At 70.6% G+C, this 25,875-nt stretch carries 30 protein-coding genes and 1 pseudogene; 11 read left to right on the top strand and 20 right to left on the bottom strand.

Going from position 1 to position 25,875, the window contains the following annotated elements:
- The first annotated feature begins 174 nt into the window (after positions 1 to 174).
- Entirely contained in the window at positions 175 to 822 is a 648-nt protein-coding gene (locus tag ACFZAU_RS15105) for a DUF4142 domain-containing protein (protein ID WP_500552500.1), read from the top strand.
- Positions 823 to 890: 68 nt separating this feature from the next.
- The gene (locus tag ACFZAU_RS15100) at positions 891 to 1,448 is read left to right on the top strand and encodes a class F sortase (RefSeq protein ID WP_500552499.1); all 558 of its coding nucleotides are present in this window, start codon (positions 891 to 893) and stop codon (positions 1,446 to 1,448) included.
- Between the two features lie 7 nt (positions 1,449 to 1,455).
- On the opposite strand, the gene ACFZAU_RS15095 is transcribed toward ACFZAU_RS15100, so the two are convergent.
- Positions 1,456 to 2,241: a tetratricopeptide repeat protein gene (locus ACFZAU_RS15095; RefSeq protein WP_500552498.1), complete on the bottom strand. Its 786-nt coding sequence runs from the start codon at positions 2,239 to 2,241 to the stop codon at positions 1,456 to 1,458.
- A 191-nt stretch (positions 2,242 to 2,432) separates the two neighbouring features.
- Positions 2,433 to 3,026: a hypothetical protein gene (locus tag ACFZAU_RS15090; RefSeq protein WP_500552497.1), complete on the bottom strand. Its 594-nt coding sequence runs from the start codon at positions 3,024 to 3,026 to the stop codon at positions 2,433 to 2,435.
- Positions 3,027 to 3,375: 349 nt separating this feature from the next.
- On the opposite strand from ACFZAU_RS15090, the gene ACFZAU_RS15085 reads away from it, so the two are divergent.
- Both ACFZAU_RS15085 and ACFZAU_RS15080 read left to right on the top strand, forming a co-directional pair.
- Positions 3,376 to 3,822, top strand: a complete 447-nt coding sequence (locus tag ACFZAU_RS15085) for a hypothetical protein (RefSeq protein WP_500552496.1) — start codon at positions 3,376 to 3,378, stop codon at positions 3,820 to 3,822.
- A gap of 35 nt (positions 3,823 to 3,857) precedes the next feature.
- Positions 3,858 to 4,421, top strand: coding sequence for a hypothetical protein (locus ACFZAU_RS15080; RefSeq protein ID WP_499605723.1), 564 nt, complete (start codon positions 3,858 to 3,860; stop codon positions 4,419 to 4,421).
- Positions 4,422 to 4,501: 80 nt separating this feature from the next.
- Here ACFZAU_RS15080 and ACFZAU_RS15075 read toward each other — a convergent pair whose 3' ends face one another.
- From ACFZAU_RS15075 to ACFZAU_RS15060, 4 genes and pseudogenes are all read right to left on the bottom strand, one after another.
- Positions 4,502 to 4,963, bottom strand: a complete 462-nt coding sequence (locus ACFZAU_RS15075) for a hypothetical protein (protein WP_500552495.1) — start codon at positions 4,961 to 4,963, stop codon at positions 4,502 to 4,504.
- Between the two features lie 195 nt (positions 4,964 to 5,158).
- On the bottom strand, positions 5,159 to 6,631 hold the full coding sequence (locus ACFZAU_RS15070; RefSeq protein WP_500552494.1) for a DEAD/DEAH box helicase: 1,473 nt from the start codon (positions 6,629 to 6,631) through the stop codon (positions 5,159 to 5,161).
- 195 nt (positions 6,632 to 6,826) lie between these two features.
- Positions 6,827 to 7,033: pseudogene (locus ACFZAU_RS15065) on the bottom strand (helix-turn-helix domain-containing protein); the annotation flags it as partial.
- 128 nt (positions 7,034 to 7,161) lie between these two features.
- The gene (locus ACFZAU_RS15060) at positions 7,162 to 7,587 is read right to left on the bottom strand and encodes a MarR family winged helix-turn-helix transcriptional regulator (protein WP_499605725.1); all 426 of its coding nucleotides are present in this window, start codon (positions 7,585 to 7,587) and stop codon (positions 7,162 to 7,164) included.
- Positions 7,588 to 7,749: 162 nt separating this feature from the next.
- Here ACFZAU_RS15060 and eno point away from each other — a divergent pair, with 162 nt between their 5' ends.
- Positions 7,750 to 9,075 carry a phosphopyruvate hydratase gene (eno, locus tag ACFZAU_RS15055; protein WP_500552493.1) on the top strand — a complete coding sequence of 442 codons (1,326 nt, stop codon included), beginning with the start codon at positions 7,750 to 7,752 and terminating at the stop codon, positions 9,073 to 9,075.
- 67 nt (positions 9,076 to 9,142) lie between these two features.
- Here eno and ACFZAU_RS15050 read toward each other — a convergent pair whose 3' ends face one another.
- Positions 9,143 to 10,387 carry an MFS transporter gene (locus ACFZAU_RS15050; protein ID WP_500552492.1) on the bottom strand — a complete coding sequence of 415 codons (1,245 nt, stop codon included), beginning with the start codon at positions 10,385 to 10,387 and terminating at the stop codon, positions 9,143 to 9,145.
- A 138-nt stretch (positions 10,388 to 10,525) separates the two neighbouring features.
- Between ACFZAU_RS15050 and ACFZAU_RS15045 the strand changes: the two genes are divergently transcribed.
- Together ACFZAU_RS15045 and ACFZAU_RS15040 are read left to right on the top strand one after the other, a co-directional pair.
- Entirely contained in the window at positions 10,526 to 11,461 is a 936-nt protein-coding gene (locus ACFZAU_RS15045) for a LysR family transcriptional regulator (protein ID WP_500552491.1), read from the top strand.
- 291 nt (positions 11,462 to 11,752) lie between these two features.
- Positions 11,753 to 11,950 (top strand): hypothetical protein, encoded by a 198-nt coding sequence (locus ACFZAU_RS15040; protein ID WP_499605732.1) that lies wholly within the window; start codon positions 11,753 to 11,755, stop codon positions 11,948 to 11,950.
- A 104-nt stretch (positions 11,951 to 12,054) separates the two neighbouring features.
- On the opposite strand, the gene ACFZAU_RS15035 is transcribed toward ACFZAU_RS15040, so the two are convergent.
- The 9 genes from ACFZAU_RS15035 to ACFZAU_RS14995 form a co-directional block, all read right to left on the bottom strand.
- On the bottom strand, positions 12,055 to 12,186 hold the full coding sequence (locus ACFZAU_RS15035) for a hypothetical protein (protein ID WP_500552490.1): 132 nt from the start codon (positions 12,184 to 12,186) through the stop codon (positions 12,055 to 12,057).
- Between the two features lie 13 nt (positions 12,187 to 12,199).
- Positions 12,200 to 12,745 (bottom strand): hypothetical protein, encoded by a 546-nt coding sequence (locus tag ACFZAU_RS15030; protein ID WP_500552489.1) that lies wholly within the window; start codon positions 12,743 to 12,745, stop codon positions 12,200 to 12,202.
- Positions 12,746 to 12,949: 204 nt separating this feature from the next.
- Positions 12,950 to 13,513, bottom strand: coding sequence for a dihydrofolate reductase family protein (locus ACFZAU_RS15025; RefSeq protein ID WP_500552488.1), 564 nt, complete (start codon positions 13,511 to 13,513; stop codon positions 12,950 to 12,952).
- A gap of 73 nt (positions 13,514 to 13,586) precedes the next feature.
- Complete coding sequence (locus ACFZAU_RS15020; RefSeq protein ID WP_500552487.1) at positions 13,587 to 14,168, bottom strand: dihydrofolate reductase family protein; 582 nt, start codon at positions 14,166 to 14,168, stop codon at positions 13,587 to 13,589.
- 234 nt (positions 14,169 to 14,402) lie between these two features.
- Positions 14,403 to 15,146, bottom strand: a complete 744-nt coding sequence (locus ACFZAU_RS15015; RefSeq protein ID WP_500552486.1) for an alpha/beta hydrolase — start codon at positions 15,144 to 15,146, stop codon at positions 14,403 to 14,405.
- A 190-nt stretch (positions 15,147 to 15,336) separates the two neighbouring features.
- The gene (locus ACFZAU_RS15010; RefSeq protein WP_500552485.1) at positions 15,337 to 15,726 is read right to left on the bottom strand and encodes a hypothetical protein; all 390 of its coding nucleotides are present in this window, start codon (positions 15,724 to 15,726) and stop codon (positions 15,337 to 15,339) included.
- Between the two features lie 159 nt (positions 15,727 to 15,885).
- A complete protein-coding gene (locus ACFZAU_RS15005; protein WP_018561957.1) occupies positions 15,886 to 16,053 on the bottom strand; it encodes a DUF5670 family protein in 168 nt (55 codons plus the stop codon).
- A gap of 78 nt (positions 16,054 to 16,131) precedes the next feature.
- Positions 16,132 to 16,524: a hypothetical protein gene (locus ACFZAU_RS15000; protein WP_500552484.1), complete on the bottom strand. Its 393-nt coding sequence runs from the start codon at positions 16,522 to 16,524 to the stop codon at positions 16,132 to 16,134.
- 146 nt (positions 16,525 to 16,670) lie between these two features.
- Positions 16,671 to 17,003 (bottom strand): DUF6233 domain-containing protein, encoded by a 333-nt coding sequence (locus ACFZAU_RS14995; protein WP_500552483.1) that lies wholly within the window; start codon positions 17,001 to 17,003, stop codon positions 16,671 to 16,673.
- A 230-nt stretch (positions 17,004 to 17,233) separates the two neighbouring features.
- Here ACFZAU_RS14995 and ACFZAU_RS14990 point away from each other — a divergent pair, with 230 nt between their 5' ends.
- Complete coding sequence (locus ACFZAU_RS14990) at positions 17,234 to 18,229, top strand: hypothetical protein (protein ID WP_500552482.1); 996 nt, start codon at positions 17,234 to 17,236, stop codon at positions 18,227 to 18,229.
- Here the strand turns inward: ACFZAU_RS14990 and pstS are convergent.
- Positions 18,166 to 19,314 carry a phosphate ABC transporter substrate-binding protein PstS gene (pstS, locus tag ACFZAU_RS14985; protein ID WP_500552481.1) on the bottom strand — a complete coding sequence of 383 codons (1,149 nt, stop codon included), beginning with the start codon at positions 19,312 to 19,314 and terminating at the stop codon, positions 18,166 to 18,168. The genes ACFZAU_RS14990 and pstS overlap by 64 nt on opposite strands.
- 724 nt (positions 19,315 to 20,038) lie before the next feature.
- Complete coding sequence (locus tag ACFZAU_RS14980; protein ID WP_500552480.1) at positions 20,039 to 20,713, bottom strand: HSP18 transcriptional regulator; 675 nt, start codon at positions 20,711 to 20,713, stop codon at positions 20,039 to 20,041.
- 126 nt (positions 20,714 to 20,839) lie between these two features.
- Between ACFZAU_RS14980 and ACFZAU_RS14975 the strand changes: the two genes are divergently transcribed.
- The 3 genes from ACFZAU_RS14975 (at position 20,840) to ACFZAU_RS14965 (ending at position 22,272) form a co-directional block, all read left to right on the top strand.
- Positions 20,840 to 21,274 carry an Hsp20/alpha crystallin family protein gene (locus ACFZAU_RS14975; RefSeq protein WP_500552479.1) on the top strand — a complete coding sequence of 145 codons (435 nt, stop codon included), beginning with the start codon at positions 20,840 to 20,842 and terminating at the stop codon, positions 21,272 to 21,274.
- 106 nt (positions 21,275 to 21,380) lie between these two features.
- Positions 21,381 to 21,770, top strand: coding sequence for a DUF2267 domain-containing protein (locus ACFZAU_RS14970; protein ID WP_500552637.1), 390 nt, complete (start codon positions 21,381 to 21,383; stop codon positions 21,768 to 21,770).
- A 121-nt stretch (positions 21,771 to 21,891) separates the two neighbouring features.
- A complete protein-coding gene (locus ACFZAU_RS14965; RefSeq protein ID WP_500552478.1) occupies positions 21,892 to 22,272 on the top strand; it encodes a DUF2267 domain-containing protein in 381 nt (126 codons plus the stop codon).
- 498 nt (positions 22,273 to 22,770) lie between these two features.
- Here the strand turns inward: ACFZAU_RS14965 and ACFZAU_RS14960 are convergent, their stop codons facing one another.
- On the bottom strand, positions 22,771 to 24,864 hold the full coding sequence (locus tag ACFZAU_RS14960; RefSeq protein ID WP_500552477.1) for a SpoIIE family protein phosphatase: 2,094 nt from the start codon (positions 24,862 to 24,864) through the stop codon (positions 22,771 to 22,773).
- Between the two features lie 94 nt (positions 24,865 to 24,958).
- Positions 24,959 to 25,801, bottom strand: coding sequence for an MBL fold metallo-hydrolase (locus ACFZAU_RS14955; RefSeq protein WP_500552476.1), 843 nt, complete (start codon positions 25,799 to 25,801; stop codon positions 24,959 to 24,961).
- Positions 25,802 to 25,875: the final 74 nt, after the last annotated feature.

Raw genomic sequence — 25,875 nt, 5'->3', positions numbered from 1 at the left:
GCCAAGGCAGTGAACTTGGAGCCGCCCCCATGCGGCCCCAGATGTCCTATGCGATCAATGGTTAGGCGAAGGCTGCACGGCCTTCGCTTTCCATGTTCCCTCAGGGCTCCGTACTGAGGGCGAAGGGAGTACGCAGTGATACGTCTGGGCAGGGTTCCGGCAGCCGCTCTCGCGGTGGCGATCAGCGTGATGGCGGCCCCGCAGGCCTCGGCCGCGTCGGTCGGCGACCAGGACACCGCTTTCGTGAAGGCCGCCCACCAGGGCAACCTCGCGGAGATCGCAGCCGGGCAGGACGCACAGGCACACGCGACGACAGCTTGTGTGAAGGAGGTCGGCGAAGTACTCGTCCGAGACCACACCAAGCTCGACGCGGACCTGAAGGCCCTCGCCGGGAAACTCGGCATCGCACTGCCCGCCGGCCCCAGCGCCATGCAGAAGCAGGAGCTGGCCTCCGTACAGGCGAAGGCGGGCTCGTCGGCGTACGACGCCGCGTGGCTGAAGATGGGGGAGGCCGGCCACGTCAAGACACTCGCGCTGATCGACCAGGAAGTGAAATCCGGTGCCAACGCCGAGGTCGTGGCCGCAGCTCAGGCGGCCCGGCCGGTCGTGGCGATGCACCTGAAGATGGTGGAGGGCGGCACCTGCCACGCGGGCATGGAGGCGGGCACCATCCACGCCGGCAACGGCGGGCAGGTTGCCGCGGCCCGCGACGCCTCCCTCGGCACCCCTGCGCTCGTCGGTCTCGCCGGCGGTGCGCTGCTGGCCGGCCTCAGCGCCGGATGGCTCGTACGGCTGCGGCGCCGGAGCGCCACCAACCGTTGACACCATCCCCTGCGCCCCGCGCTGCCACTGCACTGGCCGCCCTGGGGACTGCTGCGGGTGCGGCGGCCATGATGACGGGCTGGGCCCTGCTCGGGGGACCCGCTCCTGCCGGTGACGTGGGCAGCCTGCCGCAATCGCCGAAAGCTGCCGCAACCGACGGCTTCACCCCCTCGCCTCCGGTCGCGATCCGCGGACCTGCGGGCTTCGACGCCACCGTGGTGCCCGTGGCGGCGGCGTTGAACGGCGTGCTGAAACTTCCCAAGTCCGGGCGTGTCGGCGGCTGGTGGGCCCTGGGCGCGGCGACGGGTTCTGCCGGGGGCACGACACTGATCGCCGGGCACGTGGACACCCGGCGGGAAGGAATCGGTGCCTTCGCGGCTCTCCTCACGCTCGAACCGGGAGCCGGCATCGACGTGACCACCGCCGGCGGCCACGTCTATCACTACGTCGTCGTGGCCCGGCGCACCTATGCGCAGGGAGGTCTGCCCGCCGCGCTCTTCACGCGCGACGGCCCGCCCCGCCTGGCGCTGGTCACCTGCACCGGGGCCTACAACCGGGCCAAGGGCGGGTACGACAGCACGCTCGTCGTGTACGCCACCCCGGATACGCACCACTCGCGTGCCTGACCGGGCCCTACGAGGATCCGGCGCCCTCGTCCGGGGTGTCACGCGGAGGGTCCCCCGCGATGATGCGGGCCAGCGCTTCGCGCGCCTCGCGGATGCGGGGATGGCTGGGATGAAGGTACTGCTCGCACTCGTTCACCGCCTTCCGGGCGACCGTCTCGGCTTCGTCACTGCGACCCAGACCGTGCAGGGCCCCGGCGAGGGCCATGGCCGCCTGCCCGCTGCCGGCGCGCGACGCGGGCGGCGTCGGCTGTCGGGACTCGGTGAGGGCCTCTTCGTGCCGGCCCTGCCCGTTGAGGCTGCGGATCAGGAGAGACCTCAAGGAGGCGGCTCTGTTCCCCGTCGCGCGGGGCAGATTGCCGCGCGCGACCGCTTCCGCCTCCGCGTACCGGCCCTGTCCGCACAAGGCTTCTGCCAGACACGCCAGAGCGGACAGCTCGATGTCCGCCACCTGGGTGTGATGCGCCAGATGGGTCACCTCACTGAGGACGCCGGCAGCCTCGGACTCCGCCTCTGCGTGCTGCTCTTCGCCGAGGAGGAGTACCGCGTGATTGACCCGCACGACCAACAGGACGGTGCGATAAGTGCCGCTGGTCTGCTGCAGCTCCGCTTGCAGCGCCAGTATCTCGGGCAGCACGTGCTCCCGGCGCCCATGCTGCACCGCGGCCGTGAGGGCGATCGTCCTTGCCAGCCACACCGGCTCGGGCCTTCGGGCCCAGATGCGCCGGCGCCGTTCGACGACAGCCCGTGCTCGGGCCTCGACCTCTTCGTACTCGCCGGCCGCGAACCGTTCCATGAGACCCCGCAAGGCTGTCGCCTGCGCACGGGGGATTTCGCTGTTCCTCGGTATCAACTCCACGCGCCGAGAACTTACGGGTTCGCTCGGCCCGTGGGGCCCAGGGCCCCGCGCGTACTGATGGCGGAAGCATCCTGTGAACGCCGAAGGCCCGGCACGTCGAGTGACGCCGCCGGGCCTTCGCGGGTGGGTCAGCCGGCGGGGGTGGTCTCCGCCGGAGCCGTGGCGGGCGCGGGGGCCTCCGCCGGGGCGGCGGGGGCGACGGCCTGCTCGACGGGAGCGGCAGGGGCGGCGGCCTCGACCGGGGCCGCGGGGGCCTGCGCGGGAACCGGCGGCACTGCGGGAGCCGCGGGCGCCGCCACGGGCGCGGGGGCCACCGGAGCCACCGGCGCCGCCACGGGCGCGGCGGGCGTCACGGCGGCGGCCGCAGCCGCAGCGGCGGCCGCGGCGGCCACGGCCTCCTCCGCGGCCTTCGCCTCGGCGGCTTCCTCGGCCTCGATCTCCGCGGTGTGCTTGGCGACGAACGCCTCGCCCAGGACCTCGCGGGCCTCCTTGAGGTGGTCGAGTTCCACCTCGCCGTTCTCGGCGACGTGGCCCTCCAGGGCCTCGAACATCCTCTCCACCGGCTCGTGCGAGCCACCCAGGCGCTGCTCGGCGTAGACCGCGACACCCAGCTTCAGGAAGAGCTCGGCCGTGCGACGGTTGACGGTGAAGTCGTGGATGGCGTCGCCGCCCGCGTCAAAGCCCTTCTCGATGACTTCGAATGCCTTCTTGATGAGACTCACGCTGTGCTCCCCTGCACGTGCCTGTCGCACGACTGCCTGACGGTGACCTGATCTGACGTGAACTGAACTGCTCTGTATCGCAACTGATCGAGCGAGCCGGTCCGCGCCGAACCCTATGGCAGATTCCGGCCCGCTGTGCAGCCGACCCGCCCCAAACCGGCCCGGCCGGAGGGCGCTTGACGGGACGACGGGCGGCACACCCGCGCAACGGGTGTCACAACACCGTTGACCGCCACGGACGTTCCGCCCGTTCCGGACGCGGGCGTCAAGGGGGAACCGTTTCATCGGGCGCCGTGTCCTCCTTCACATGTGGTCCGTGCGGCGGATCCACGTGTGAAGGGAGAGGGCGATGGGCGAGGTACGTGAGGGGGCACGGATAGGGACCTGGGCGGTTGTCGGGGTGGTCTTCCTGGCGGTGCTGTATGTGATCGGGGCATTCGCCTTCGGCAAGGCGGCGTGGATCACCGCCCCGTTCCGCGGTGAGGTGGAGGAGCGCGAGAACACCGTCGCCTCCGGCGAGTTCCGGCAGACGACGTACGAGGAGTTCTTCGACCTGTGCACGGCCGCGCAGAACGCCGAGGGGACGATCCAGGCGCTGCAGGAGGAACGCAAGACGGCTTCGGAGGTCCGTACCGCGCAGATCGACCAGTCGATCACCGCGCTGAAAGCCACGCGGATCGAGTCGGTCAACACCTACAACTCCAAGGCCGCCCAGGAGCACCGCGCGCCGTTCCACGACAAGGACCTGCCGTACCGGCTTGACGTCACCGCCGAGCACACGACGTGCGCCAACTGATCCCCGCCACGTTCCGGAGAAGAGGACAGCCCCGCATGAAGAAGTTCGCACGCATGTCCCTGGCGGCCGTTGTCGCGCTCGTCCTGGGCCTCGTTCTGGCGTCCTGCACCGAGTCCAGCCAGGACAAGGAGAACAAGGCCAAGCAGGACAACTACGACCGCCTCGTGGCCCAGCAGCCGGCGGGCCGCATGGAGTACTCGCCGACGCGTGAGGCGATCAACCAGTGGATCACGACGTGGGGGAAGCGCGGCAAGCTCTCCTACGTCTACATCCAGAACGCCAACGGCGAGTACGGCTACTTCGTCATGAAGGGGCTGCCGGTGCCGCGCTGCAAGATGCTCACCCCGACGGAGAGGGTGGAGTCCTCCTCCGAAGGGCTCGCGGTCCTGGCGCAGCCCGGCATGGACGGCACGTACACGACCGGCTCCACCTGCAACGCCTACTACGGGTTCGACGCCACGACCAACGCGTACATGGAGTTCACGGTCGGTACGAACCAGTCGTTCTTCCTCTTCGACAAGCCCATGACGATGCCGGAGTACGCCAGCGCGAAGCAGTTGGGCCCGACCTCGGTCAAGGACGTCGCGCAACAGCGGTGAACGCATGGACCGGGGGACGGGCGCCGTTCTCGGCCCGTCCCCCCGTCCCTCGCCGGCCGGCTCGACCGGGGCGTTCGCGGCTATGCGGTGTAGCAGTGGGGCTGCCCGTTGGAGTTGAGCGCGCAGATGACCCGGTCGTAGTCGTGGAAGCGTGTCCACATGAAGGCCGTGGGGGACTGCGCCCAACTGCCGTCCTGGTAGATGTAGTTCGATTCGACCATGACGCCGTCCGCGTCGTAGAGCCAGCCGAACTCACTGTCGCTGGACTTGCCCGACGGCAGCCACCGGGTGTTGCAGTTCCAGGTGGCCCGGACGACATTGGCGCTGCCGTCGTTACCGCCGCTGGGGTTCCACAGGTTGCACCTGCTGGCGCCCTCACTCAGGAAACGGGCGGTCTTGACGGTGTAGTTCGACGGCAGCCTGTTCTCCACCGTTCCGAACGCACCGGCGTGGGCGGTGGAGACCGGGCCCGCCAGGGTGAGGGCGTTCGCCCCCAGCATGAGGAGGGCGACGGCCGCGATGCGGAGCTTGTTCTTGATCAAATTCTCCCCCTGTGGTGTCGTTTCGACGCGCCGATTCTTCTGACAGGAACCTGCCACGTCAATGCCGGGGCGCCCCCTCGCGGGAAGTACGGGGCCGAGCGCACCACGATCCACGGTGCCTTCCCCGTTCCCCCGCGAGGGCCCGCACCCGCGCGCTTCCCCTCGGATAGGCGGCGCGCGGCGCGGTCCGGGGGCTCAGTTGGAGCGGCGGACGCGAGCGGCCTCGCGGGCCGCGGCCATCTGGCGGGCCTCGGCCTGCTTGCGCGACTCGCGCCCGGGACGGGTGCCCAAGCCGCGGAACGGGGCACCACCGCGGGCCGGCGCGCCGGCGGCCGGCGCTCCGTCGACAGGGACGCCCGAGGGGGCCTGGGCCCCGGTGATCCGGCTCAGCGCCGCCTCGCCCGAACGCACCTGGGTGATCGTGGGCCGGATGCCCGCGTCCGACATGAGCTTGGCCACGTCGCTGCGCTGGCCGGTGGTCACGAGGGTCACCACCGTGCCGGACCGGCCGGCCCGCGCGGTCCGTCCGCCACGGTGGAGGTAGTCCTTGGAGTCGCCGGGGGGATCGACGTTGACCACGAGGTCCAGGTCGTCGACGTGGATTCCGCGGGCGGCGACGTCGGTCGCCACCAGGGTCGTCACCGCTCCGGTCCTGAACCGGGCGAGCGCCCGGGTGCGCTGCGGCTGCGACTTGCCACTGTGTAGGCCCGCCGCCGGAACTCCCGAGGCCTCCAAGTGCCGGGTGAACCGGTCGACCGCGTGCTTGGTGTCCAGGAACATGATCACCCGGCCCTCGCGGGCGGCGATCTCGGTGGCGGTGGCGTACTTGTCGGCGGCGTGGACGTACAGCACGTGGTGCTCCATGGCGTCCACGGTCGCCGCCGAGGGGTCGACCGAATGGACCACCGGATCGCTCAGATAACGGCGGACGAGGAGGTCGATGTTGTCGTCGAGGGTGGCCGAGAACAGCATCCGCTGGCCGCCCGCGCGCACCTGGTCCAGCAGCTCGGTGACCTGCGGCAGGAACCCCAGGTCGGCCATCTGGTCCGCCTCGTCCAGGACCGCGATCCGCACGTGGTCCAGGTGGCAGTCACGGCGCGCGACGAGGTCGCTCAGGCGCCCCGGCGTGGCGACGACGACCTCCGCCCCCGCCCGGACCGCCGCGACCTGCCGGCCGATCGAGAGGCCGCCGACCACGGTGGCGAGCCTCAGGTCCAGCGCCCCGGCGTAGGGGGCGAGCGCCTCCGTGACCTGCTGCGCCAGTTCACGGGTGGGCACCAGGACCAGCGCCCGGGGCCGCTTGGGTTCGGCACGTCGTCCCGCGGCGGTACGCGCGAGCAGCGGCAGGCCGAAGGCCAGGGTCTTGCCCGAGCCGGTGCGTCCCCGGCCGAGCACGTCCCGGCCGGCCAGGGCGTCCGGCAGCGTGGCGGACTGGATGGGGAACGGTTCGTGGACACCGAGGTCGGTGAGGGTCTTCAGCAGGGCCGGCGGGAGGGGGAGCTGCGAGAACGCCGTCACGGGCGGAAGGGCCGGGGTCACCGTCTCGGGTGCCGCGAAATCGCCCCGCGGGGCGACGGGGCGCCCCTTGCCGCCGGAGCTGCCGGGAACCCGCGCGCGGGTACGGCCGGCCGGACCGGAGCGGTCGTCGTTGCGGGGCGAACGGTCCATGGGCGAACCTTCCTCGACGGGGCACGCATCGAGGGAGTCCCCGGCGGACGGTGCGGCCGGGAAGTCACCGGAACGAGCCGAAGACAAGACGGAGACCGGCAGCGGGCCCTCCCGTCCGTACGGCGCGGGGCCCGGCTGCGTCGTGCGTGCCGACGCCGGGTACGGACGTCCGCGGGATCGCACTTCCCGGCGAGTTTACCCGCCCGCTCCCCTTCCCCCGGCGAGTCCGCGGCCGCGCACGCGGCGGAAGGCCCGGCGCAAGGCGTAGCCGACGGACGCGGCGACCGCGTCGAGGCTGTGGCCGGTGTCACGCCGGCGCCGGGCGGCGAGGTCTCTCCGCCGGCGGGTGAGGTACGCGCCCGGCGATTCGGCGGTCGCGGCGGTGAAGCGCCGGTCGAGCGTGGCACGCGAGCGGTGTCACGGCTGACCCCGTGAGGGCGATGCGCGGGGCCGTTCAAGGCCCGGCGGGAAGTCGCCCCTCCGCGGGGTCACGGCGCGACGAAGCCGTCCCCCACCCGTTGCCGTACTGGCTAGTGGCGGGTGGCGAGTCGCTCCAGCAGGGCGGCGCTCTGGGCCAGCAATGCCCGCTCCTCGTCCGTGAGTTCGGCCTCGATGGCCTGTGCGAGCCACCCGGCCCTGCGGCCCCGCTCCGCTTCGAGCGCGGTCCGGCCGGCGTCCGACAACTCGACCAGCGACTTGCGGCCGTCCGTGGGGTGCGCCCGTCGCGTGATCAGGTCCTGCTCCATGAGCAGACCCACCGCCCGGGCCATCGACTGGGGGCGTACGCGCTGATCGACGGCGAGGTCGCTGGTGGTCATGGCGCCGTTGCGGTCGAGTGCTCCGAGTACGGCGACCTGGCCGAGCGGGATGCGGTCCTCGTTCTTGACGCGTCGGGTGAGCTTGCCCATCGCGGTGCGCAGGTCGGCGGCGATGGCGGCGGCTTCCGGGGTGGGCATAGGGCACTTTACCCCGTTGCTCAGCAAGGCTGAGCATCGCACCTGCGCAGCAATGCTGTACAGCCAAACTGCACAGCATTGCTGTATGGTTCTGGTCGTCGGGCTCAGCGCCAGCGTTGTCGCAGCCGGGGCCCCGGCACACGACAACGGGAAGGACCACCCATGACCGCCACGGCAGTCGGAACCGTCAACGCCGTCATCGAAACCGTCACCGCCCGCCGGATCATCGACAGCCGTGGCAACCCCACGGTCGAGGTCGACGTCGTCCTGGCGGACGGCTCCCTGGGGCGCGCGGCTGTCCCCTCGGGCGCCTCCACCGGCGCCCGGGAGGCCGTGGAACTGCGCGACGACGACCCCTCGCGCTGGCACGGCAAGGGGGTCGACCGCGCGGTGGCCCACGTCAACGGGGAGATCGCGGCCGCCGTGCGCGGCCGGGACGCCGGGGACCAGGCGGCACTCGACGCGGCGCTGGTCGCCCTCGACGGCACCGCCACGAAGTCCCGGCTCGGCGCCAACGCGATCCTCGGCGTCTCCCTCGCCGCCGCCAAGGCCGCCGCCGCGGCCCGCCGCGAACCCCTCTACCGCTACCTCGGTGGCGCCGGCGCCCGCCTCCTGCCGCTGCCGATGATGAACATCGTCAACGGGGGCGCCCACGCCGACAACCCGCTGGACTTCCAGGAGTTCATGATCGCGCCGGTGGGCGCCGACACCTTCGCCGAAGCCGTCCGCATGGGCAGCGAGGTCTTCCACACCCTGCGCCGCGATCTGCTGGCCGCCGGCCATTCCACGGGCGTCGGCGACGAGGGCGGCTTCGCCCCCGAGCTGCGGACCGCCGAGGAGGCGCTCGACTTCGTGACGGCCGCCATCGAGCGCACCGGCTACCGCCCCGGCGAGGACATCGCCCTGGTCATGGACCCGGCGTCGTCGGAGTTCTTCCGCGACGGCGTGTACGACTACGTGGGCGAGGGGGTGCGCCGCACCCCCGCCGAGCACGCCGACTACCTGGCCCGACTCATCGACGGCTACCCGGTCGTGTCCATCGAGGACCCGATGGCGGAGAACGACCTGGACGGCTGGCGCGAGCTGACCGCCCGCGTCGGCGACCGCTGTCAGCTCACCGGCGACGACGTGTTCTGCACCAATGCGACGCTGCTGCGGGAGGGCATTCGGTCCGGCGTCGGCAACTCGGTCCTGATCAAGGTCAACCAGATCGGGACCCTGACCGAGGCGCTGGCCGCGGTGGACATGGCCCACCGGGCGGGCTGGACGGCCGTCATGTCGCACCGCTCGGGCGAGACGGAGGACACCACCATCGCGGACCTGGCGGTGGCGACCGGCTGCGGTCAGATCAAGACCGGCTCGCTCTCCCGCTCGGACCGTACGGCGAAGTACAACCAACTGATCCGGATCGAGGAGGAGTTGGGCGACATGGCGCGCTTCGCGGGCCGTTCCGCCCTGTCGGCGGGCGTGAACGGCGGGCAGGAGTAGCGGCCACCCCCGGCCCCCCGATCACGGTCGGGGGGCCGGCACGGCGGTGAACGAGGCGGCCGGTGCGTCATGAGTGGTCGCGGGCGGGTTCCGGCTCGTCTCGCGACGTCTGCTCATGCCGGGGGAGCAGGAGCGGGGTGGCCAGGATCAGCAGTCCCGCGACCGTGAGAGCGGTACGCGGGCCGGTGGCGGCGGCGAGCAGTCCGGCGAGCGCGGTCAGGACGGCGATGGAAGCCTGCTGGCCGATCGACCAGGCCGACAGGGTGCGGGCGACGAGGTGCCGGGGGGTGTGTTCGAGCCGGTAGGTGGCGAGCACCGGGCTGTACAGGCTCATGTTGATGATGATCGCCAGCTCGACCGCCATCACGGTGACGAGGCCGAGGACACCGGGACGGACGAAGGCCAGGTCGATCAGCCAGACGGCGCGCAGGGTTCCGACGGTCCGGAAGACCCGGTTCCTGCCGAAGCGGGACACGACACGGGGGGCCAGCCGCGACCCGATGAGTCCGCCGAGGCAGGGGACGGCGAAGGCGAGGCCGTACTGCCAGGGCGCGAACGCGAGCTCGCGCAGCAGGAGGACCGCCAGCAGCGGCTCGGTGGCCATGATCAGACCGGCGACGAGCATCTGGTTCAGGTAGAGCGCCCGCAGACCGGGATGGCCCATGATGTGCCGCCAGCCCTCGAGCGCGGCGCCGGCCCGCAACGGGCTCTTCCCGGCTGTGCGCGGCGCTTCTTCCTCCCCGCGGATCACGGTGAGGAAAAGCGCGGAGAGCAGGTAGCTGAGCGCGTCGGCCACCACGGTGGTGACCGGCCCGAACAGGCCGATCGCGGCCCCGCCCAGCGGCGGCCCCACCGCGATGGAGCTCCAGTTCGTCGACTCGAACCGGGCGTTGGCGACGAGCAGGTCGTCCGGCCGGACGAGGGCCTTGAGGTAGGCGCCGCCGGCCGCGTTGAACGCGATCTTGGCTGCGGCGACCACGACCGAGACCAGGAGCAGGTGGACGAAGCCGAGCCGGCCGAGAGCGTAGGCGAGCGGGATCGTCGCCATGGCCGCGAACCGGGCCAGGTCCATCATGATCATCACTGGCCGCTTGCGCTGGAACTCCACCCACGGCGCGAGCGGCACCGCGATCAGCGCACCGACCGCAGGCCCCACCGCGGACAGCGCGGACACCTCCGCGGGCCCCGCGTGCACCACCAGCACCGCGAGCAGCGGCAGCGCGCCGAACCCCAGCCCGGACCCGTAGGCGCTCACGGCGTACGCCGCCCACAGCCAGCCGAACTGCCGGCCCAGCGCTCTTCCGCCCACCATGATCCGCGTGCTCTCCTCGAGGTCCACCCGCACAAACCGGTGTTGACCCGGAGAGCCAAGCGGCCAGGACAACAGCAGGTCAAACAACCGGACCGCCGGCCGTCCACAACCATCGGTTGTTCACTAAGGTGGGGCGGCGTGGACTTCGAAGCAGTGCGGACCTTCGTCGCCGTCGCGGACGCGGGCCAGTTCCAGAAAGCCGCCGTCGACCTGTCGATCACCCAGCAGGCCGTCTCCAAACGCATCGCCATGCTGGAGCGCACCCTCGGGGTGCGGTTGTTCACCCGTGCCGCACGCGGCGCAGAGCTCACCATCGACGGGCAGGCGTTCATGCCCCACGCCCACGAGTTCCTGCGTGTCGCCGAGCGAGCCCGCGCGTCCGTGCGCCCCGGCCGCCGTCCGCTGCGCGTGGACGTCATCGCCTCGCGCAGCGCGCAGTCGGGCCTGATGCGCGGCTTCCACCGCGCGCACGCCGGGATCGAGCTCGATGTGATGATGCTGTTCGACATCGAGACGGCCGTCGCCGCCCTTCGCTCCGGTGCGATCGACGCGTCCTTCCGCGCCGTCGCCGCGCCCGGCCGGCCCCTCCCCGAGGACATCGAGTCCGTCCGGGTGCTCGACGAGCCGCTCCAGCTCCTGACCGGCCCCGCCCACGCGCTCGCGGACGCCCGGTCGGTGACCGTCGCGCAGCTCGTCGGGCACCGGATCTGGATGCCCGGCATCGCCCCCGGGACCGAGTGGGGCGCCTACTACGACGACCTCGTCGCCGAGTTCGGCCTCACGATCGAGGCGACCGGCCCCAACTTCGGCTCGGACGCGCTCCTCGACACCATCTCCGACACCCCTGCCCTGGCCACCTTCATGGGTGAGCACAGCCGCCTCATCTGGCCCGCCGACCACGGCCTGCGCCGCATCCAGGTGACCGACCCGACGCCCGTGTACCCGCACTCGCTCCTGTGGCACCGGGACAACCCCCACCCCGCACTGGCCGCCCTTCGCACCCACTTGGCCGCCACGACCGCAGGCGAGGACGCCGCCGGTACCTGGGTTCCGAGCTGGGTGATTCCGCGCTGACGTTCGACGGGGCAGTCCGCCGCTGCCCCGGGCGGCCGGAGGGCCCCTAACCGTGCAGGAGTTCGAGGTTCGCTGACGCGTTCACACCCGCCTTCCCGGTGATGTCGTCAGCTCGCGCCGTTGCCTGCCATGACCTGCGGTGATGCTGTCGCAGGCCGCCTGTGCCGATGGCTCCGCGGCGTGTAGCCATACCTGGACGAGTCGCGCATATGATCGCAATCCGCTCATACTGACACGTAAATCCGAAGCCGGGTCGTGGTGGCCCGGCGGATCCGAGGCACGGTCATTCGTATGAACTCCAAGACCAAGTACACGCTCGCGATCGCTGCTGCCGGGTGGACGTTTCTCGCGTCCCAGTGGTCCGGCAAGGGCTGCGACTTCGTCCCGCAGTCCTACGCTCTGGTGATCTCCCATGGCATGCCGGCGAACGGTGAGGGCTGCAAGGCCCAGTCGGACGGACCGCAGTACACCGACCAGTACTCGAAGTGAGGCACAGGGGGAGGCTCGCCGTCGGAGTCCCCCCGACGCCCGGTCGCCGTCGCCCGCATGGGCGCGCGACACCCGGTGGAGTCCGCCGGGGGTAAGGGCGGGGTTCAGCGGCGGGCGTCCCGCAATCGCTCGTGCTGCTTGCGCGCGACGCCCTCGGGCACGGGCGTCGGCTCGCCGGGGCCTTGCGCGAGCAGATACACGGACAGGGTCCCGCCCGTGCGGACCACCGACTCCACGTTGCCCTTCCCCCTACCGCGCGCTCAGGTTGGTGATGAGGTAGGCAACCGCCTCGTCGCCCGCCTTCACCGGGGCGAGTTCCTTCACGCTGAACCCGTGGTCCCAGCCGGCGGCGGACATGGCCTGGAAACGCGCGCATCCGGGCAGCGCGCCCTTGAGGTCCGCGACCCACGCCAGTGCCTCGGCCGGGGTGTGGCTGCTCAGCGCCAGACTCCCCGACGTCTCACCCGCGCCGTCGCGCACACCGTCCAGCACCTCCCACACCAGCGCCTTCCGTGCATGGCGAGGACGCACGCTCATCAGGTCCGCCAGCGGCTGGCACTCCCGCGGCGACGCCGTCACGACGTCGTCCTGGTCGAACAGAGGCAGACCCGGCCCGACGTCGGCGGTGAGTCCCGGAACGTCCGAGTCCCGCAGCAGCGCCTTCGACAGCTCTTCCTCGGTCAACGGCTTGAGGTCGGCGGACGTCGCCACGGCCGCCTGGTCGTCGCAGCCCGCACATATCGCCACAGCCGCCGTCAGGGCCACCGGGACAAGATGACGCACCAGACGTCGCATGACGAGTTCCCCCACACCAACACAACGGGCCCGGCCGTCGCACCCCGGTCAAGGCGATCACGGTCCAACGGCGACCGCGGGCGAGGCCTCGGGCCCGGCGGGTCGTCATGCCCCGTGACGGCCGGGGTCGAGCGCGAACCGGACGGACCGGATGCGACCGTCGGCCGCGAACTCGCCCAAGGCCATGACTCGGCTGACGGGTGCTCAGCGCCTCGTCTCGTACCTGGTCAGGATCACGCCGTGCGGAAGCGTCCGCGTCTCCAGCAGGTTCAGGTTCACCCAGCTGTCCAGCACGGTGAAGAACGGCGTGCCGCCGCCCACCAGGACCGGCGCGGTGAGCAGCACGTACTCGTCGATCAGCCCGGCCCGCATGGCCGCGCCGGCGAGCGTCGCGCCGCCGATGGCCATCGGGCCGCCGTCCTCGGCCTTGAGCCGGGCGATCTCGGCGACCGCGTCGCCGGTGACCAGGCGGGAGTTCCAGTCGACCTTGTCGATCGTCGAGGAGAACACCACCTTCGACATGTCCCGCCAGCGGTGCGCGAACTCGATCTGCGCCGGGGTGGCGTCGGGCTGCTGGTCGGCGGTCGGCCAGTGGGAGCTCATCGTCTGCCACAACTTGCGCCCGTACAGCGACAGGTCGGTCGCCGGCAACTGGTCGGACCAGAACTGGAACAGCTCGTCGCTCGGCACGCTCCAGCCGATGTCGTCGCCGGGCGCGGCGATGAAGCCGTCCAGGCTCAGGTTCATGCCGTAGATCAGTTTCCGCATGGCGTCGGCCTTCCGTGAGTCGGTCTCACGCGTAAGGACCGGCGCGGCGTGGGAAACTCATCGGTGCGCACGGTCAACGGCGCACCCGGTAGCACAGGTGAAGCACCCGGTCGCCCTGGATCACCACGTCGGGATCCTCCAACAGGTGCTGCGCGTGGACCGACCCGAAGTAGCGCTTGCCGGACCCGAACACCACGGGTACGACGTCCATGCGAACCTCGTCGACCAGGCCCGCGGCAAGCACCTGGCCGCCGACGTCGCCGGCGGCGACCTCGACCACGCGGTCACCCGCGAGCCCTTGCGCCGTGGCCACGGCTGCCTCGACGCCGTCGACGAAGTGGAACGGAGCCTCGGGGTGCCAGCCCTCGGGCCTGCCCCGGTGGGACACGACGACGACGTGGTCGATCCCGCCCGGGGGCTTCCCGTCCCAGCCGTCCGTCATGTCGAAGACGTGGCGGCCGACGACCGTCACCCCGATCCGGTCCCAGTACGGCCGGGTGTGGTCGTAGGACGCCTGCGACACCTTCAGTTCGCCGCTCTCGTCCAACGGGACGTCACCGCCGGACAGCCAGTCGAACAGGGGTCCGGGCTGGTCGTTCTCGTCCGCGACGAAGCCGTCCACCGAAACCGAGCCGTACATGACCACCTTGCCCACGGGGCTCTCCTCTGCTTCGGGGAGCCCCCAAATTAGCGTGTCGTGGGCCGCGTGCTTTCGACGTCGAACACGGGCGGCTCCTGGCGACGCACGCTCACGCGTCGGCTCCCAGCGAGCCGGCGAGGAGCGGGCCGACCATGTCTGGCGCTTCCGCCTGGGGGAAGTGGCCGACCGCGGGAGCTTCGTCCAGGACGGTGAGCGTCGCGTGAGGCACGACCTCGCGGATCCGGGGAATCACATGTGCGCCGCTGACGGGGTCGGCCGGTCCCAGATGAAGTGCTGCTCGCCCTCGTAGGTGCGCAGTGTCCCGGTCCAGCGGGCGCTGTTCTCCCTGCGTTCCTCCATGTAGTGCAGCAGCGAGGGCAGGACCCTGAGGCCTTCACGTGAGCGTGCTCCGAGCCACATGTCGTGCAGCAGACCGGCCGGAAGGGGCCGTTCGCCGATGAGGCGGTCGATGGCGGCCGTGAACTTCTCCTCGTCCACGTGGCGTGCCACCTCCGCACTGCCCGGCCTGGAGAGGATCTGCTGCTCGGGGATCGGATGATGCAGGTCGGGCCAGATATTTCCGTTGCACCACGTCATGGACGTCACCCTGGCCGGATTCCGGGCCAGTAGTTCCTGCCCGACGGACACCCCGTAGTCGTGGGCGACCAGCGCAGTCGCCCCACAGCCGGTGAACCGCCAGACGGCTTCGATGAGGTCGGCCTGCTCAAGAACCGAGTACTCATGGGGATACGGCTTGTCGCTCTCACCGAACCCGAGGAAATCCGCCGTCGTCACACGGCACCCGGCGGCCACGAGGTAGGGGATGACGGCGGCCCAGTCGTGCGAGGACGTGGGGAACCCGTGCAGCAGCGTCACGGGACGACCGGCAGCGGGACCGTCCTGTCGCACGAACACCGCATGCGGGAATCCGGGCAGGGACTGGCGACCGCCCCCTGCGATCCACTCCTCGCTGGACTGGAAGGTGTCGGTCATGCTCATTCCTGCACGTAACCTGCGGAAAGTGGTTTCCGGAGCCCCGTGAGAGGGGACGGAATCCAGGCCGTCTGAAAACGGCGCCCTTTCGTCGATCATGGTGTGCGGCTCGCCGCGGCGCATCTCGAAGCGTCCCACGCGCCGCGAGCCGAGATCCGCCGCGCCCGGAGTCCGTGTCCATGGAGCTCCGCTAGGCGCTCGGGCTCTTTCCGTAGTAGGCGCTCACGGTTCTGACCAGCTTCCGCTGGATCGCCCTGAGAACTCTGATGGTGGCCTCGTCACTGAAGCCCGTGGTCGTGGGCCACTCGACGCCTGAGCCGGCGAGGTCGCTGACGAAGACGATCTCCACGGCCAGAAGAGTCCGCGCCCAATCGACCGGCCTGAGCGGAACGTCGTTGCCCAGGGCGTCGCGGAGGACGAAGCACTGATCGAGCAGATCCTGAGCGTCCGCGAACCCCATACCGACGGCGAGTTGGTCGCTGCACCGCGCCGGCCCGCCCCATTCCAGGAGGGCTCGTCGCAGCAGCCGGATCTCACCTGAGGCCAAGAGTTCGCTCGGCCTCACCGCCTGCTCCGACATCCGCCCAGCCCGTTCCCGTACTCGTCCTCACCGCAGGACGATCACGCTACCTTTCCCCAGCCACCTCGGGCAGATGATGCTTGATGTACGAAGGGTGGGGTCCGCGGCCCTCCGGCATCGCGGACCCCAGCCGGCTCGAGGTAGGGGAGAGGTCTCAGGTCACCATCGGTACCAGCGGCGGCGTCCGCCGCCTTCGGCGGCCCGGAAGACGAACCCGAGGAGCCACACCACCAGCACGATGATGGCGATCCACCACAGAGCCTTGAGGGCGAACCCGGCGCCGAACAGGATCAGCGCCAGCAGCAGGACCAGAAGCAAGGGAACCATCGTGTATACCTCCTGACCACGCGTCTGCCCCGGGGATTCCACGACATGCGGGACCGGCGTGACCGGATCGCTCGGCGTTCAGGAGTCGTCGTCGGCGCTCCGGTCGGGGCGAGCGGGGGAGCGGCGGGCCTCCTTCAGTTCGGCTTCGTAGAGATGGTCCCGGCCCCCGGCGAGGTCGTCGACCAGGCTGCGTTCCAGGTCCGCGAAGGGCCGGTAGTACGTCCGGTCGTACGCCTCGACGATCTGGAACGTCCAATGCCCGGGGATGACGTCGCGTCCCACGATCTCCCGTTCGACGGTGTCGGCGTGTGACGCGTGACCGGCCTCCCGGAGCAGACGTACGGTGCGGTCCAGTTCTAGGTCGGCGGTTCCCGTCAGCTGGTGGAAGGCGTACAGGTGGCCGCGGGCGCGCTCGGTGGTCTCCAGCGCCTTGGACAAGGAGCCCAGAGCCTCGACCGTCCGATCGCTCACCCCCGGGGGACGCCGATGACCGGCGTCCGGCGGCTGCTGAGGTTCTTCGCTCACCTTGTGGTCATGCCACCCCGAGCTTCCGGCGTACCCTCTGTTACCCCATGTGGGCGGGCCGTCGGGGGATGGTCGGTGACACCACCCTGCCGTCAATCAGGGCCGGGGTGACAGCGCGGGCACGGCGTGACTTCAGGCATACGGAGCGCGATGTCCAGCTCGTGCCGGCTGATCCAGCCGCCCGCTGCGTCCGGGCAGTCGCCACGGTGGACCACAGCACGTAGGGTCCCGCCCCTGGGCACGTGTTGCAGGCGGAAGCCGGTGCCGCTGTCAGCGGAGGGCTCCGGCTGCGGTGACGCGGGGGCGACGCCCTTGGCCGCCTCCTCCGTACTCTCGCGGATCTTGGCGTCGACAGCGTCGAGCTGCAGCTGCAGGTAGAGGCGGATCACCTGTAGCCGATCCAGATCCGGAGGCAGGTCGCCCACATGATCGACTTTACGGCGAGTGGGAGTGCCGGGCCAGCGGGCGGGAACGACCGAGGGCCGCAGGACAGCGCCGACAGGACACGGGCGGCCCCTCCGCGGCTCGGGCCGCGAACGCAGGCGCGACCGGGCCCGGGCCCGGGCCCGGGACGGGACCGCATCCGCGTAGACCGCGACCGGCCTTCGCGGGTTTTCCCGGTGCCCTGTCGGCGGAGACGCCTACTGTGTCGGCAATGGAGACGATCTACCAGACATGGGCCGAGACCGTCGCTCTGTTCGAGCGTCGCGGCTTCCCGCGGGAGACCTACGGCAATCTGGTCGAGGAGGAGTACATCCTGCACCCGGGGCCCGCAGCACTGCCCGGTTCGCTCTGGCTGGACGATCACCAGTACCGGCATCGGAATCCCTGGATCAACGCGGGTGGACGACCCGAGTACGAGGGAGTGGACGGCGCGGTCACCGGATACGTGATCGACGGCGACCTTCACGTGGACGGCAACGTCCTCAACCTGGACTACGGCAGCCCGTCGCTGATCGTCCTCGGCGATCTGAAGGCCGCAAACCTCGTGCTCACCGGCACCTCACACCTACTGGTTCACGGCGACATCGAGGTGGAGACCTTCGTCGGCAACTCCACCGAACAACACGTCGAGGTCCTCGGTGACCTCCGTGCCGGGCTGGCGATCATGTGGGACGAGTTCCTGCCCGAGGTCGGCGGACGCCTGCGCGGGCGGGCCCTGGTGCCCGACTACGTCGACCTCGACGGCTGTGGCCTCGCGGTCGAGGATCCGGCGCCACTCGCGGGCCTGTCCGGCCTGCTGGTGCCGGAAGTCCTCCTTGGTGACGGCGACGCCCCCGGTGAGGATCTGCACCTCGCGGACGGGGGTCTGCTCTACGACCGCATGATCGACCGGATGGTGCGGGGACTCCCCGTACTCCGCGGTGGCCGCACGGTCCCTGCGTTGCAGGAGCTGCCGCAGAGGGGTGAGGGGTCGTCCGGCAGACGGCCCGCAAGTTCAGTTGCCACTCCGACGGCAGCCTTACGCAAGGGCAACCGCCGACCCCGCAGCCCTCGGCTCGGGAAGGGCGAACTCACGACCGCATGCGATCGGCACGCGGACGACGGACGGCCCCGCGACGTGTGTCGCGGGGCCGGTCGACCGGGTCAGGACAGGGCGTCCACGGTGGAGCGGACCTTCGTGGCGATCTCGGCCGGGAGCGGCGCGTAGCCGGCCTCGGACAGGATCGCCTGGCCCTCCTCGGAGGCGGTGTAGCCCAGGAAGGACTTGACCAGCGGGAGGGTCTCGGCCTTGTTGCCCTTGTCGCAGGCGATCTCGTAGGTCACCAGGACGATCGGGTAGGCGTTGTCGGCCTTGGTGGTGTACGCGGCGGACATGTCCAGGGACAGGTCGGCGCCGGTGCCGACGACCTTGGCCTGCGCGATGCCGGCGGAGGCGTTGTCGGCGGTGGCCTCGACGGGGGCGGAGGCGCCGGTGTCGATCTTCACCGTCTTGATGCTGTTGGCGGTCGCGTAGGAGAGCTCGAAGTAGCCGATCGAACCGTTGACCTGCTTGACCTGGGCCGCGACACCGGCGGACTTGGCGGCGGACTGGCCGCCCTTGCCCGCCCACGCCTTGGCGTGCTCGTACGGCCACGCGTCCTTGGCGGCACCGTTGAAGTACTTGGTGAGGTTGTCCGTGGTGCCGGACTCGTCCTGACGGTGGAAGGTCTGGATCTTGCTGCTGGGGAGCTTGGCGTCCGGGTTCAGCTTCTTGATGGCCGCGTCGTCCCAGTTGGTGATCTTCGAGTCGAAGATCTTGGCCAGCGTCGGGGCGTCCAGGACCAGGTTGTCCACGCCGGAGACGTTGTAGCCGATGGCGATCGGGCCGCCGACCATCGGGATGCTGATGCCGGTGCCGGTGGCGCAGATCTTCTTGGAGGCCTCGACCTCTTCGGGCTTCAGCGGCGAGTCGGAGCCGGCGAAGCCGTCCGTGCCGTTGTTGAAGTCGATGATGCCCTCGCCCGAGGACGACGCCTTGTAGTTGATCTGGGCGCCGGAGCAGGCCTGCTGGTAGTTCTGGACCCAGGCGTCCATGGCGTTCTGCTGCGCCGAGGAGCCGGAAGCGAGGAGCTGGCCGCCCTTGTCCGCGCACTTGATGCTGCTGGACGACGTGGAGGGCGCCTTGCTGCTGTCGCCGCCGGCGTTGGTGTTGTCGTCCGAACCGCACGCAGTGAGCATGAGGGCACCGGAGACCGCGATCGCGCCGACGGCCAGGGCGCGGAGCCCGCTCTTACGCTGAAGCTGAAGCTTCACCTTTGGTGATTCCTTCCTGAAGCCCGCCGGTGGACGGCGAAGCAGAGGTATGGATTTCTGCATCCATCCGGCGGCTCCTCGCTCACCGGTACGGCCGAAATTAGGCAGATCAGGTGAAGTGGTCGAAGGCCGATGGTAAATGCGGGGTGAACCTCGCATATCAGTGCGGTGCTGTAGCCCATACCGAGTGGCGTACGTCTCAGCGTGGCGGGGTCACATGCCCGTTGCCCGAGGCGGTCGGCGGCAGCCGGACCCTCCGGTCGACCTCGCGGTTGGGGGCGAAGGAGCCCTCTGTCGTCCGCCCACTGGGTTACGCGTTGGACTGACGGTTCGCACGGTGATGCCGTCCGTGCGCGCCGACGCGAGGGCACATGCTCTGCGTACCCCTGCCGCAGGCGGGACTTCAGGGCCTGCACGGGGGGTAAGGCTCTCACGCGACCGGGCGTCCGTAGGTGGTCAGCGATGCGAAGAGTGCCCCCGGCCGGCACAACAGTGTCCACCAAGCCGGCCGAAGGCACTCTTCAGGTGAGCGAGCAACTGGAATCTTACCCGCGACTGTTGGTGTCGGGTAACAGAAGGGTCTCGGCCCGCCGACGGGCGGGTTAACAGCTCGTCGGACGGGGCTGGACACGGCGCTGTCGTTGGCGCCCACACCGAGGAGTGCAAGGACCGGGCCGCCGACCGGCCCGCGGAGACGGCGTGGATCGCTGCCGGCTCATGAGAGTCAATCGCCGCCGCGTCGTTGCTCGTTGCTGTCCTGCCGCAGCTGCTCGGCGTGCCGGGTGAGGGCCTCGACGCGTGCGGCGACCTCCGGGTGGCCCGGCTGCAGATGGTTGCGGGTGGCTTCGAGGGGGGCCATCAGGAGCGCCGCGTCGTCGTGGGCGAGGGCTTCGTCGATGTCGGCGATGGCTGAGCGGGCGCCGGGAGGGAGGTCGGTGAGCCCCGTGACATGGGCGGCCAGGCGGCGCAGGTCGGCGGCGTTGTCGCGTGCCCAGGCGGTGACGGTGCGGTCGGCGGCACGGCGGTCGCGAGTTGCCTTCACGCGCTCCTCGCCGGTGCTGCCCGCTGCTCCCGGTTGGAGCCGAAGGTAGCGACGTTCGGCAGCTTGACGACTGGCGACCCCCAGAGGGCCGGCGAGGTCGGCCCAGCTGGTACCGGCGGCTCGGGCGCGTTCGATCAGGCCCCTCTCCCAGCCGGCGAGCTGCTCGCGCACCTCCCTCAGGAGTACCAGGGAGGCGAGCGCGTCTTCCGCGTCGTCGGAAACAGGTGCCGCGCTCGTGACTGCGGCACGGGCCTCGCGCAAGGCCTGCTCGATTGCCCCGAGAGCAGTGGCCGCAGCCAGAAGCGGTACGGGCCCGTCATCGGCACTCATCTGCGCGGCCGGCTCGGCGGCATCCATGGCGGCCAATCCTCTCCGTCATCCGATTGACGACTCAAGATTTGTCATCGCTTCGACGACATGCTACAAGGGAACCAGGTGAAGCGCATTGGCAGTCACTGCCCGAACCCTTGGAGGTGTTTCACGATGTTGATGCGCACCGACCCGTTCCGTGAGCTGGACCGGCTGACCCAGCAGCTGCTGGGGACGTCCGGCACCTGGTCGAGGCCCCAGGCGATGCCCATGGACGCCTACCGAGAGGGCGAGCACTACGTGATCGCCCTCGACATGCCCGGCGTGACGCCGGACGCGATCGACATCGACGTCGAGCGCAACATGCTCACGGTCAGGGCCGAACGCCGGCCCGTGGCCAAGGCCGACGATGTGCAGATGGAGCTGTCCGAGCGACCCCTGGGTGTCTTCTCACGGCAGCTCGTGCTCGCTGACACGCTGGACACCGAACACATCGAGGCCGACTACGACGCAGGTGTCCTCACCCTGCGCATCCCGATCGCCGAGCGGGCCAAGCCCCGCAAGATCGAGATCACGTCCACCGGCGACCGCAGGCAGATCAGCGGCTGAGCCCCGAGCCGGGCGACACACCCGGCGTGCCGGCGGCGGAGGACGGACACCGTTCCCCTCCCTCCTCGGTTCCGTCCTCCGCATCACCCAAGGGGGAACTGTGGCTATGCGACCTGAGGCGTTCCTGGCGCGTGTACAGGAACGCGGCGAATACCCCACACCGCAGGAGGCGGACCGGGCAGCCCGTGTGGTGCTCGGACTGCTCGGCGCACACGTGGTCGGCCAGGAACGCGTCGAACTGGCCGCCCGGCTGCCCGAGACCTACGCACTCATCCTGCTCAACCCACTCCAGGCCGTCGAGCCGCTGGACGCGGAGCGGTTCGTGCGAGCCACCGCCGCCTGGATCGAAGGCGCGACCGAAGCGACGGCGCGCTGGGACGTCGGCGCGGTCCTCAGCGTGGCGGCAGACGCGGCCGGACCGGACATCTTGCAACGGCTGCTCCTGCAGCTGCCGCCCGGCTACGACCTGCTGTTCGGCAACCTCGCGCCGGCCTGACCTTCGCGACCGAGGGGCGGGGAGCACCCCGCCCGCAGCACAACACAGAGAGAAAGGCACGACGATGTCCCCGCAGCGCCAAGTGGACGACTCCCACACCACGGCGACGACATTCGACGCGATGGTCGAGCACGTTCGCTACGAAGGCGCCTATCCGAACCGGGACCGGGCCGAACAGGCCGTTCGTGAGGTGCTGGCCGGCCTCGGCCGCCAGCTCGTCGGCGAAGAACGCGTCGCCCTCGCCGCCCGGCTTCCCGTCGAGGCCGCTCTCGAGTTCACCGCCCAGATTCCCTGCCGGCAACCGCTCACCGGTTTCGCCTTCGTCAGCGACCTGGCCGTCCGCACCGGCGGAACACCGGCCACCGCCCGCTGGGACGCCGGGACCGTCTTCGCGGTACTCGGGCGCTTGGCCGGGGAGGACCTGATCAGCAGGGTGCTCACACAACTGCCCAGCGGGTACGCCTTGCTCTTCGGCCGGGCCGAACTGGCGCCGACCGGCTAGAGGCGGCCATCCGTGCGAGCACCGGGCGGATCCGGCCCGCCAGGTGGTGCAGGCGCCGGGCGGAAGTTCCGTGCCGTCAGGCATCCGCAACGGGCATGGTGAGCAGCACGGAGAAAGAGATCGCCGAGCAGCCGGTCACGGCACCGATGTCCGTGCGGGTCGGCCGTTACAGGGAGCGGGGCCAGCGGCCTTCAGGCAAGAGGGGCCCACGCCCCGCTCCCTTGCGGCGAACCGGGAGTACACCTGTCGGTGCCTGTCGTCCGGCTGCTCACGCACCACCGGGTTGTTCGCCCGTGCCGCAGGGTGGGGTGTCGCGGCATGCGGATGCGTCTGGCCTCGTTCGCCGACGGCGCGAACGGTCGTCGTCCTCGATGGCGAGGTGAAATCAGCGCCCCTGCTGCGCTCGAGGCACCCGGTGCTTGCGGGTTTGCTCGACCGATCGGCCCACACGCGAAGTAGGGCGTCAGCGACTGCGCGGCATGTCTTGATTCGCTGTGGCTACAGGACTCGGACCAGGACGAGCGCGATGTCGTCGGTGCCGGGACCCGTCTGCATCGCGTGATGCAGGAGTACGTCGGCCAGGTCGTCGGCGTCCTCGTCTCCCGCTTCGCTGAAGTGTTCCGCCAGGCGCGCGGTGGCGTGCTCGATGTCGGTGCCGGGGGCTTCGACGAGTCCGTCGGTGTAGAGAGCCATGACGGTGCCGGGCGGCAGGGGGCTGTCGGTGCTGGGGTAGCGGGCGTCGGGTGTGATGCCCAGCGGGATGCCGACGGGCACGGACAGGCTTTCCGTGTGGCCGTCGGGGTGGCGGACCAGGGGTGGGGGATGGCCGGCGGTGGCCAGCCTTGCCTGGTGGCGGACCATGTCGAGGTGGCCGTACAGGCAGCTGGTGAAGAGGCCGGGGTTGAGGTCGGTTACCAGACGGTTGGTCCGGGCGAGAACGGCGCCGGGTGCGGTGTGGGCGGTGGCGTGGGCGTGAACGGCCGTACGGACTTGGCCCATGAGAGCGGCAGCTTGCACGTTGTGGCCCTGGACGTCGCCGATGGTGACGGCTGCGCAGTGCTGGCCGCAGCGGATGAGGTCGTAGAAGTCTCCGCCGATGTCCGTTCCGTGGCCGGCGGGCAGGTAGCGGGCGGCGACCTGAAGGCCGGGGATGTCGGGCAGGGCCTGCGGGAGCAGGCCGCTTTGCAGAGTGCGGGCGAGGTTGAGGTTGGCGTCGTACAGCCGGGCGCGGTCCAAGACCTGGGCGATCAGTCCCGCCAGTGAGGTGAGGACGGCGCGCTCGGCAGTGGAGAAGGCGCGGGGGCGGTCGTAGGACAGGGTGAGCAGGCCGATGGGGCGGCCGGAGGCGATCAAGGGGAGGAATGCCCAGGCGTCTCGCTGCTCGTAACGCGGAGCGTGAGGGTAGGCGTTCCGGAAGTCGGCGAAGCTGGAGTAGAAGCCGGGGGAGCCACTGGTCAGGGCTCGGACGGGAGGAGTCGGGTCGCTGAGGGGCCGGCCGTCGAAGCGGGCCATGAACTCGGAACTGTAGCCGCGGTGGCCGGCGATGTGCAGTCGCCCTTCTTCCGCCAGCATCAGCGCCAGGCCCTGAGCCCCGAAGGCCGGTACGAGCTGGTCGGCTACGCGGTCGACCACGTCCTTGACCCCTACCGCTTCACTGAGGGTCGCCGCCATGTGCATCAAGTGGTAGAGCGTGCTGACGCCTGGGGGCTCTGCCGACCCCCGCGGTGCCTGCGCCGCGGGGTCCGTGCCGGCGCCGTGGAGCTCCCGCGGGACAGCGCTGATGTGGACGCTGACTCCGGAAGCGCTGGGGTACAGCTGGAAGGACAGCCACGTCTCCGGTGGGCGCAAGGCGGTGAACGAAGTCGGCCGGCGGCTGATGACCGCGGCGCGGTAGCGGTCCTCGAAAGCGGGCTGGTCCAGCCACAGCAGCACTTCCCAGGGCCTTGCACCCACCAGCCGGGCGGCGCCGACATCCAGGAGTTCTGCTGCTGCCGCGTTGAGGTAGGTCACGCGGCCGTCGAGATCGAGGGAGCAGCAGCCTATGGGCAGCCGTTCCGTGAAGTCGTGCGCCGCAAGGGCCGCGGTCCGGTCGGGGATCTGTGGCCGGGGCGGCGCCAGCGTCCGCGGTTCGCGTTCCGGCAGCACCGGAGCGCCGGCGTCGGCGGCTTCCTGCAGCAGCAACCCGGCACGATGGCAGAAGGCGTCGATCACGTCCCGCTCGCTGACGCTCAGTGTGGGCGGATGCCACACCGGCCACAGAAGTACCAGTCCGCCGCATACGGCTCCGCCGTGGGCAAGGGGGGCGGCCGCGAGCATGAAGTCGTACGGCACGACGAACCCCAGCCGGGGAAAGCGGCGAGCCATCTCCTCCTGGCTGGCCACCCATACCAGGCACCGCCGGCGTGCCGCCTCCGCCAGTGGCATCGGGTCCTCAAGCGTCAGCCGTGCCCAAGGCGCCGCCATCTTCTGCGGCACGCCCGACAGAACGGCAAGTTGCAGCACCCGCTCCCGCGGCGGCATCAGGTACACCATGCCCACCGACGCTCCGCTGTCGCGCATCGCATGCCCGAACAGGCGCTCGAGCTCCCTCAAGCCCCGAGTGCCTTCGGAACGCGGCGACGGCTGCACCGCTCGTCACTCCCTTCGCGCGCACCGTTTCGGCGGCCGATTCGGCGACTCGACGTCATCACACGACTGTGACGGGCCGGCCGGCCGCCGGGACGATCGCCTCCTGGCCGCGGTGGCAGTGCACGACGCGCTCGGAAAGGCCGCGCTTGCCTGCTTCCGACAGGAACCCGGCCAGCGGCGACTTCATCACCGTGTAGTCGTCGTAGTGGATCGGCATGACCAGGCGTGGACGGATGCGTGCGGCGAGTTCGGCTCCCTGGGCACCGTCCATCGTCGCCAGGAAGCCGCCCGGCAGGGTCGTCCCGCCGAGGTGCAGCAGGGCCAGGTCCACGTCGGGGTAGCGCCGCCCTATCTCCTCCAAGGAGTCGACCATCAAGGTGTCTCCCGAGATGTAGAGGCGCAGGTCCGGCGGCCCCGACTTCGGGCCGAACTCGAGCAGGCTGCCCATCACCGGGGGAAGCAGCCGCCCCAGCGCACCGCGTCCGTGCCTGCCGGGCAGGGCGGTGACCCGTACCTGGGTCTCGCGGGTGGTCACGGTGTGGTCCTGCCACGTGCGCAGGCCCAGGGCCCGGGGGAAACCGTGCAGCACGCGCAGGCGCCTCGAGGCGTGCGGTGTGGTGAGGACCGGCAGCGACCTGCGCAGACGCCGTCGGGCCACCCGGTCCCAGTGGTCACCATGGAGATGGGAGAGCACCACGGCGTCGATGTCGGCCGGAAGGTGGTTCGGGTCCACGGCGGGTTCCGTGAGGCGGCGCGTGAACAGCCCGTAGCCGAGGTAGGCGTACTGCCCGCGGTGCAGGAAATTTGGGTCGGTGAGGACCGTCAGCCCCTGGTACGTGAGCAGGACGGTCGCGTTGCCGATGAAGTGCACGTGGAGTGATGTGTCGGAGGGCAGCGTCATGGTGCCTCCTTTGCGCGAGGCGGTGCCGCGCGACGCGATGTGCCTCGATCGCCGTGCGCGCTTGTGTTTCGGCT

This window comes from Streptomyces sp. NPDC008238 (genome assembly GCF_042956445.1).
Taxonomy (GTDB): Bacteria; Actinomycetota; Actinomycetes; order Streptomycetales; family Streptomycetaceae; genus Actinacidiphila.
Note: the sequence above shows the minus strand (reverse complement) of the source record. Positions and strands in the feature narration are given on the sequence as shown.

Excerpts from the sequence above, each read along its gene's own strand:
- ACFZAU_RS15100 (WP_500552499.1), top strand. The coding sequence starts at position 891 with ATGATGACGGGCTGGGCCCTGCTCGGGGGACCCGCTCCTGCCGGTGAC.
- ACFZAU_RS15095 (WP_500552498.1), bottom strand. The coding sequence starts at position 2,241 with ATGGAACGGTTCGCGGCCGGCGAGTACGAAGAGGTCGAGGCCCGAGCA.
- ACFZAU_RS15085 (WP_500552496.1), top strand. The coding sequence starts at position 3,376 with ATGGGCGAGGTACGTGAGGGGGCACGGATAGGGACCTGGGCGGTTGTC.
- ACFZAU_RS15080 (WP_499605723.1), top strand. The coding sequence starts at position 3,858 with ATGAAGAAGTTCGCACGCATGTCCCTGGCGGCCGTTGTCGCGCTCGTC.
- ACFZAU_RS15070 (WP_500552494.1), bottom strand. The coding sequence starts at position 6,631 with ATGGACCGTTCGCCCCGCAACGACGACCGCTCCGGTCCGGCCGGCCGT.
- ACFZAU_RS15060 (WP_499605725.1), bottom strand. The coding sequence starts at position 7,587 with ATGCCCACCCCGGAAGCCGCCGCCATCGCCGCCGACCTGCGCACCGCG.
- eno (WP_500552493.1), top strand. The coding sequence starts at position 7,750 with ATGACCGCCACGGCAGTCGGAACCGTCAACGCCGTCATCGAAACCGTC.
- ACFZAU_RS15050 (WP_500552492.1), bottom strand. The coding sequence starts at position 10,387 with ATGGTGGGCGGAAGAGCGCTGGGCCGGCAGTTCGGCTGGCTGTGGGCG.
- ACFZAU_RS15040 (WP_499605732.1), top strand. The coding sequence starts at position 11,753 with ATGAACTCCAAGACCAAGTACACGCTCGCGATCGCTGCTGCCGGGTGG.
- ACFZAU_RS15030 (WP_500552489.1), bottom strand. The coding sequence starts at position 12,745 with ATGCGACGTCTGGTGCGTCATCTTGTCCCGGTGGCCCTGACGGCGGCT.
- ACFZAU_RS15025 (WP_500552488.1), bottom strand. The coding sequence starts at position 13,513 with ATGCGGAAACTGATCTACGGCATGAACCTGAGCCTGGACGGCTTCATC.
- ACFZAU_RS15015 (WP_500552486.1), bottom strand. The coding sequence starts at position 15,146 with ATGACCGACACCTTCCAGTCCAGCGAGGAGTGGATCGCAGGGGGCGGT.
- ACFZAU_RS15010 (WP_500552485.1), bottom strand. The coding sequence starts at position 15,726 with ATGTCGGAGCAGGCGGTGAGGCCGAGCGAACTCTTGGCCTCAGGTGAG.
- ACFZAU_RS15005 (WP_018561957.1), bottom strand. The coding sequence starts at position 16,053 with ATGGTTCCCTTGCTTCTGGTCCTGCTGCTGGCGCTGATCCTGTTCGGC.
- ACFZAU_RS14990 (WP_500552482.1), top strand. The coding sequence starts at position 17,234 with ATGGAGACGATCTACCAGACATGGGCCGAGACCGTCGCTCTGTTCGAG.
- ACFZAU_RS14980 (WP_500552480.1), bottom strand. The coding sequence starts at position 20,713 with ATGGATGCCGCCGAGCCGGCCGCGCAGATGAGTGCCGATGACGGGCCC.
- ACFZAU_RS14975 (WP_500552479.1), top strand. The coding sequence starts at position 20,840 with ATGTTGATGCGCACCGACCCGTTCCGTGAGCTGGACCGGCTGACCCAG.
- ACFZAU_RS14970 (WP_500552637.1), top strand. The coding sequence starts at position 21,381 with ATGCGACCTGAGGCGTTCCTGGCGCGTGTACAGGAACGCGGCGAATAC.
- ACFZAU_RS14965 (WP_500552478.1), top strand. The coding sequence starts at position 21,892 with ATGGTCGAGCACGTTCGCTACGAAGGCGCCTATCCGAACCGGGACCGG.
- ACFZAU_RS14955 (WP_500552476.1), bottom strand. The coding sequence starts at position 25,801 with ATGACGCTGCCCTCCGACACATCACTCCACGTGCACTTCATCGGCAAC.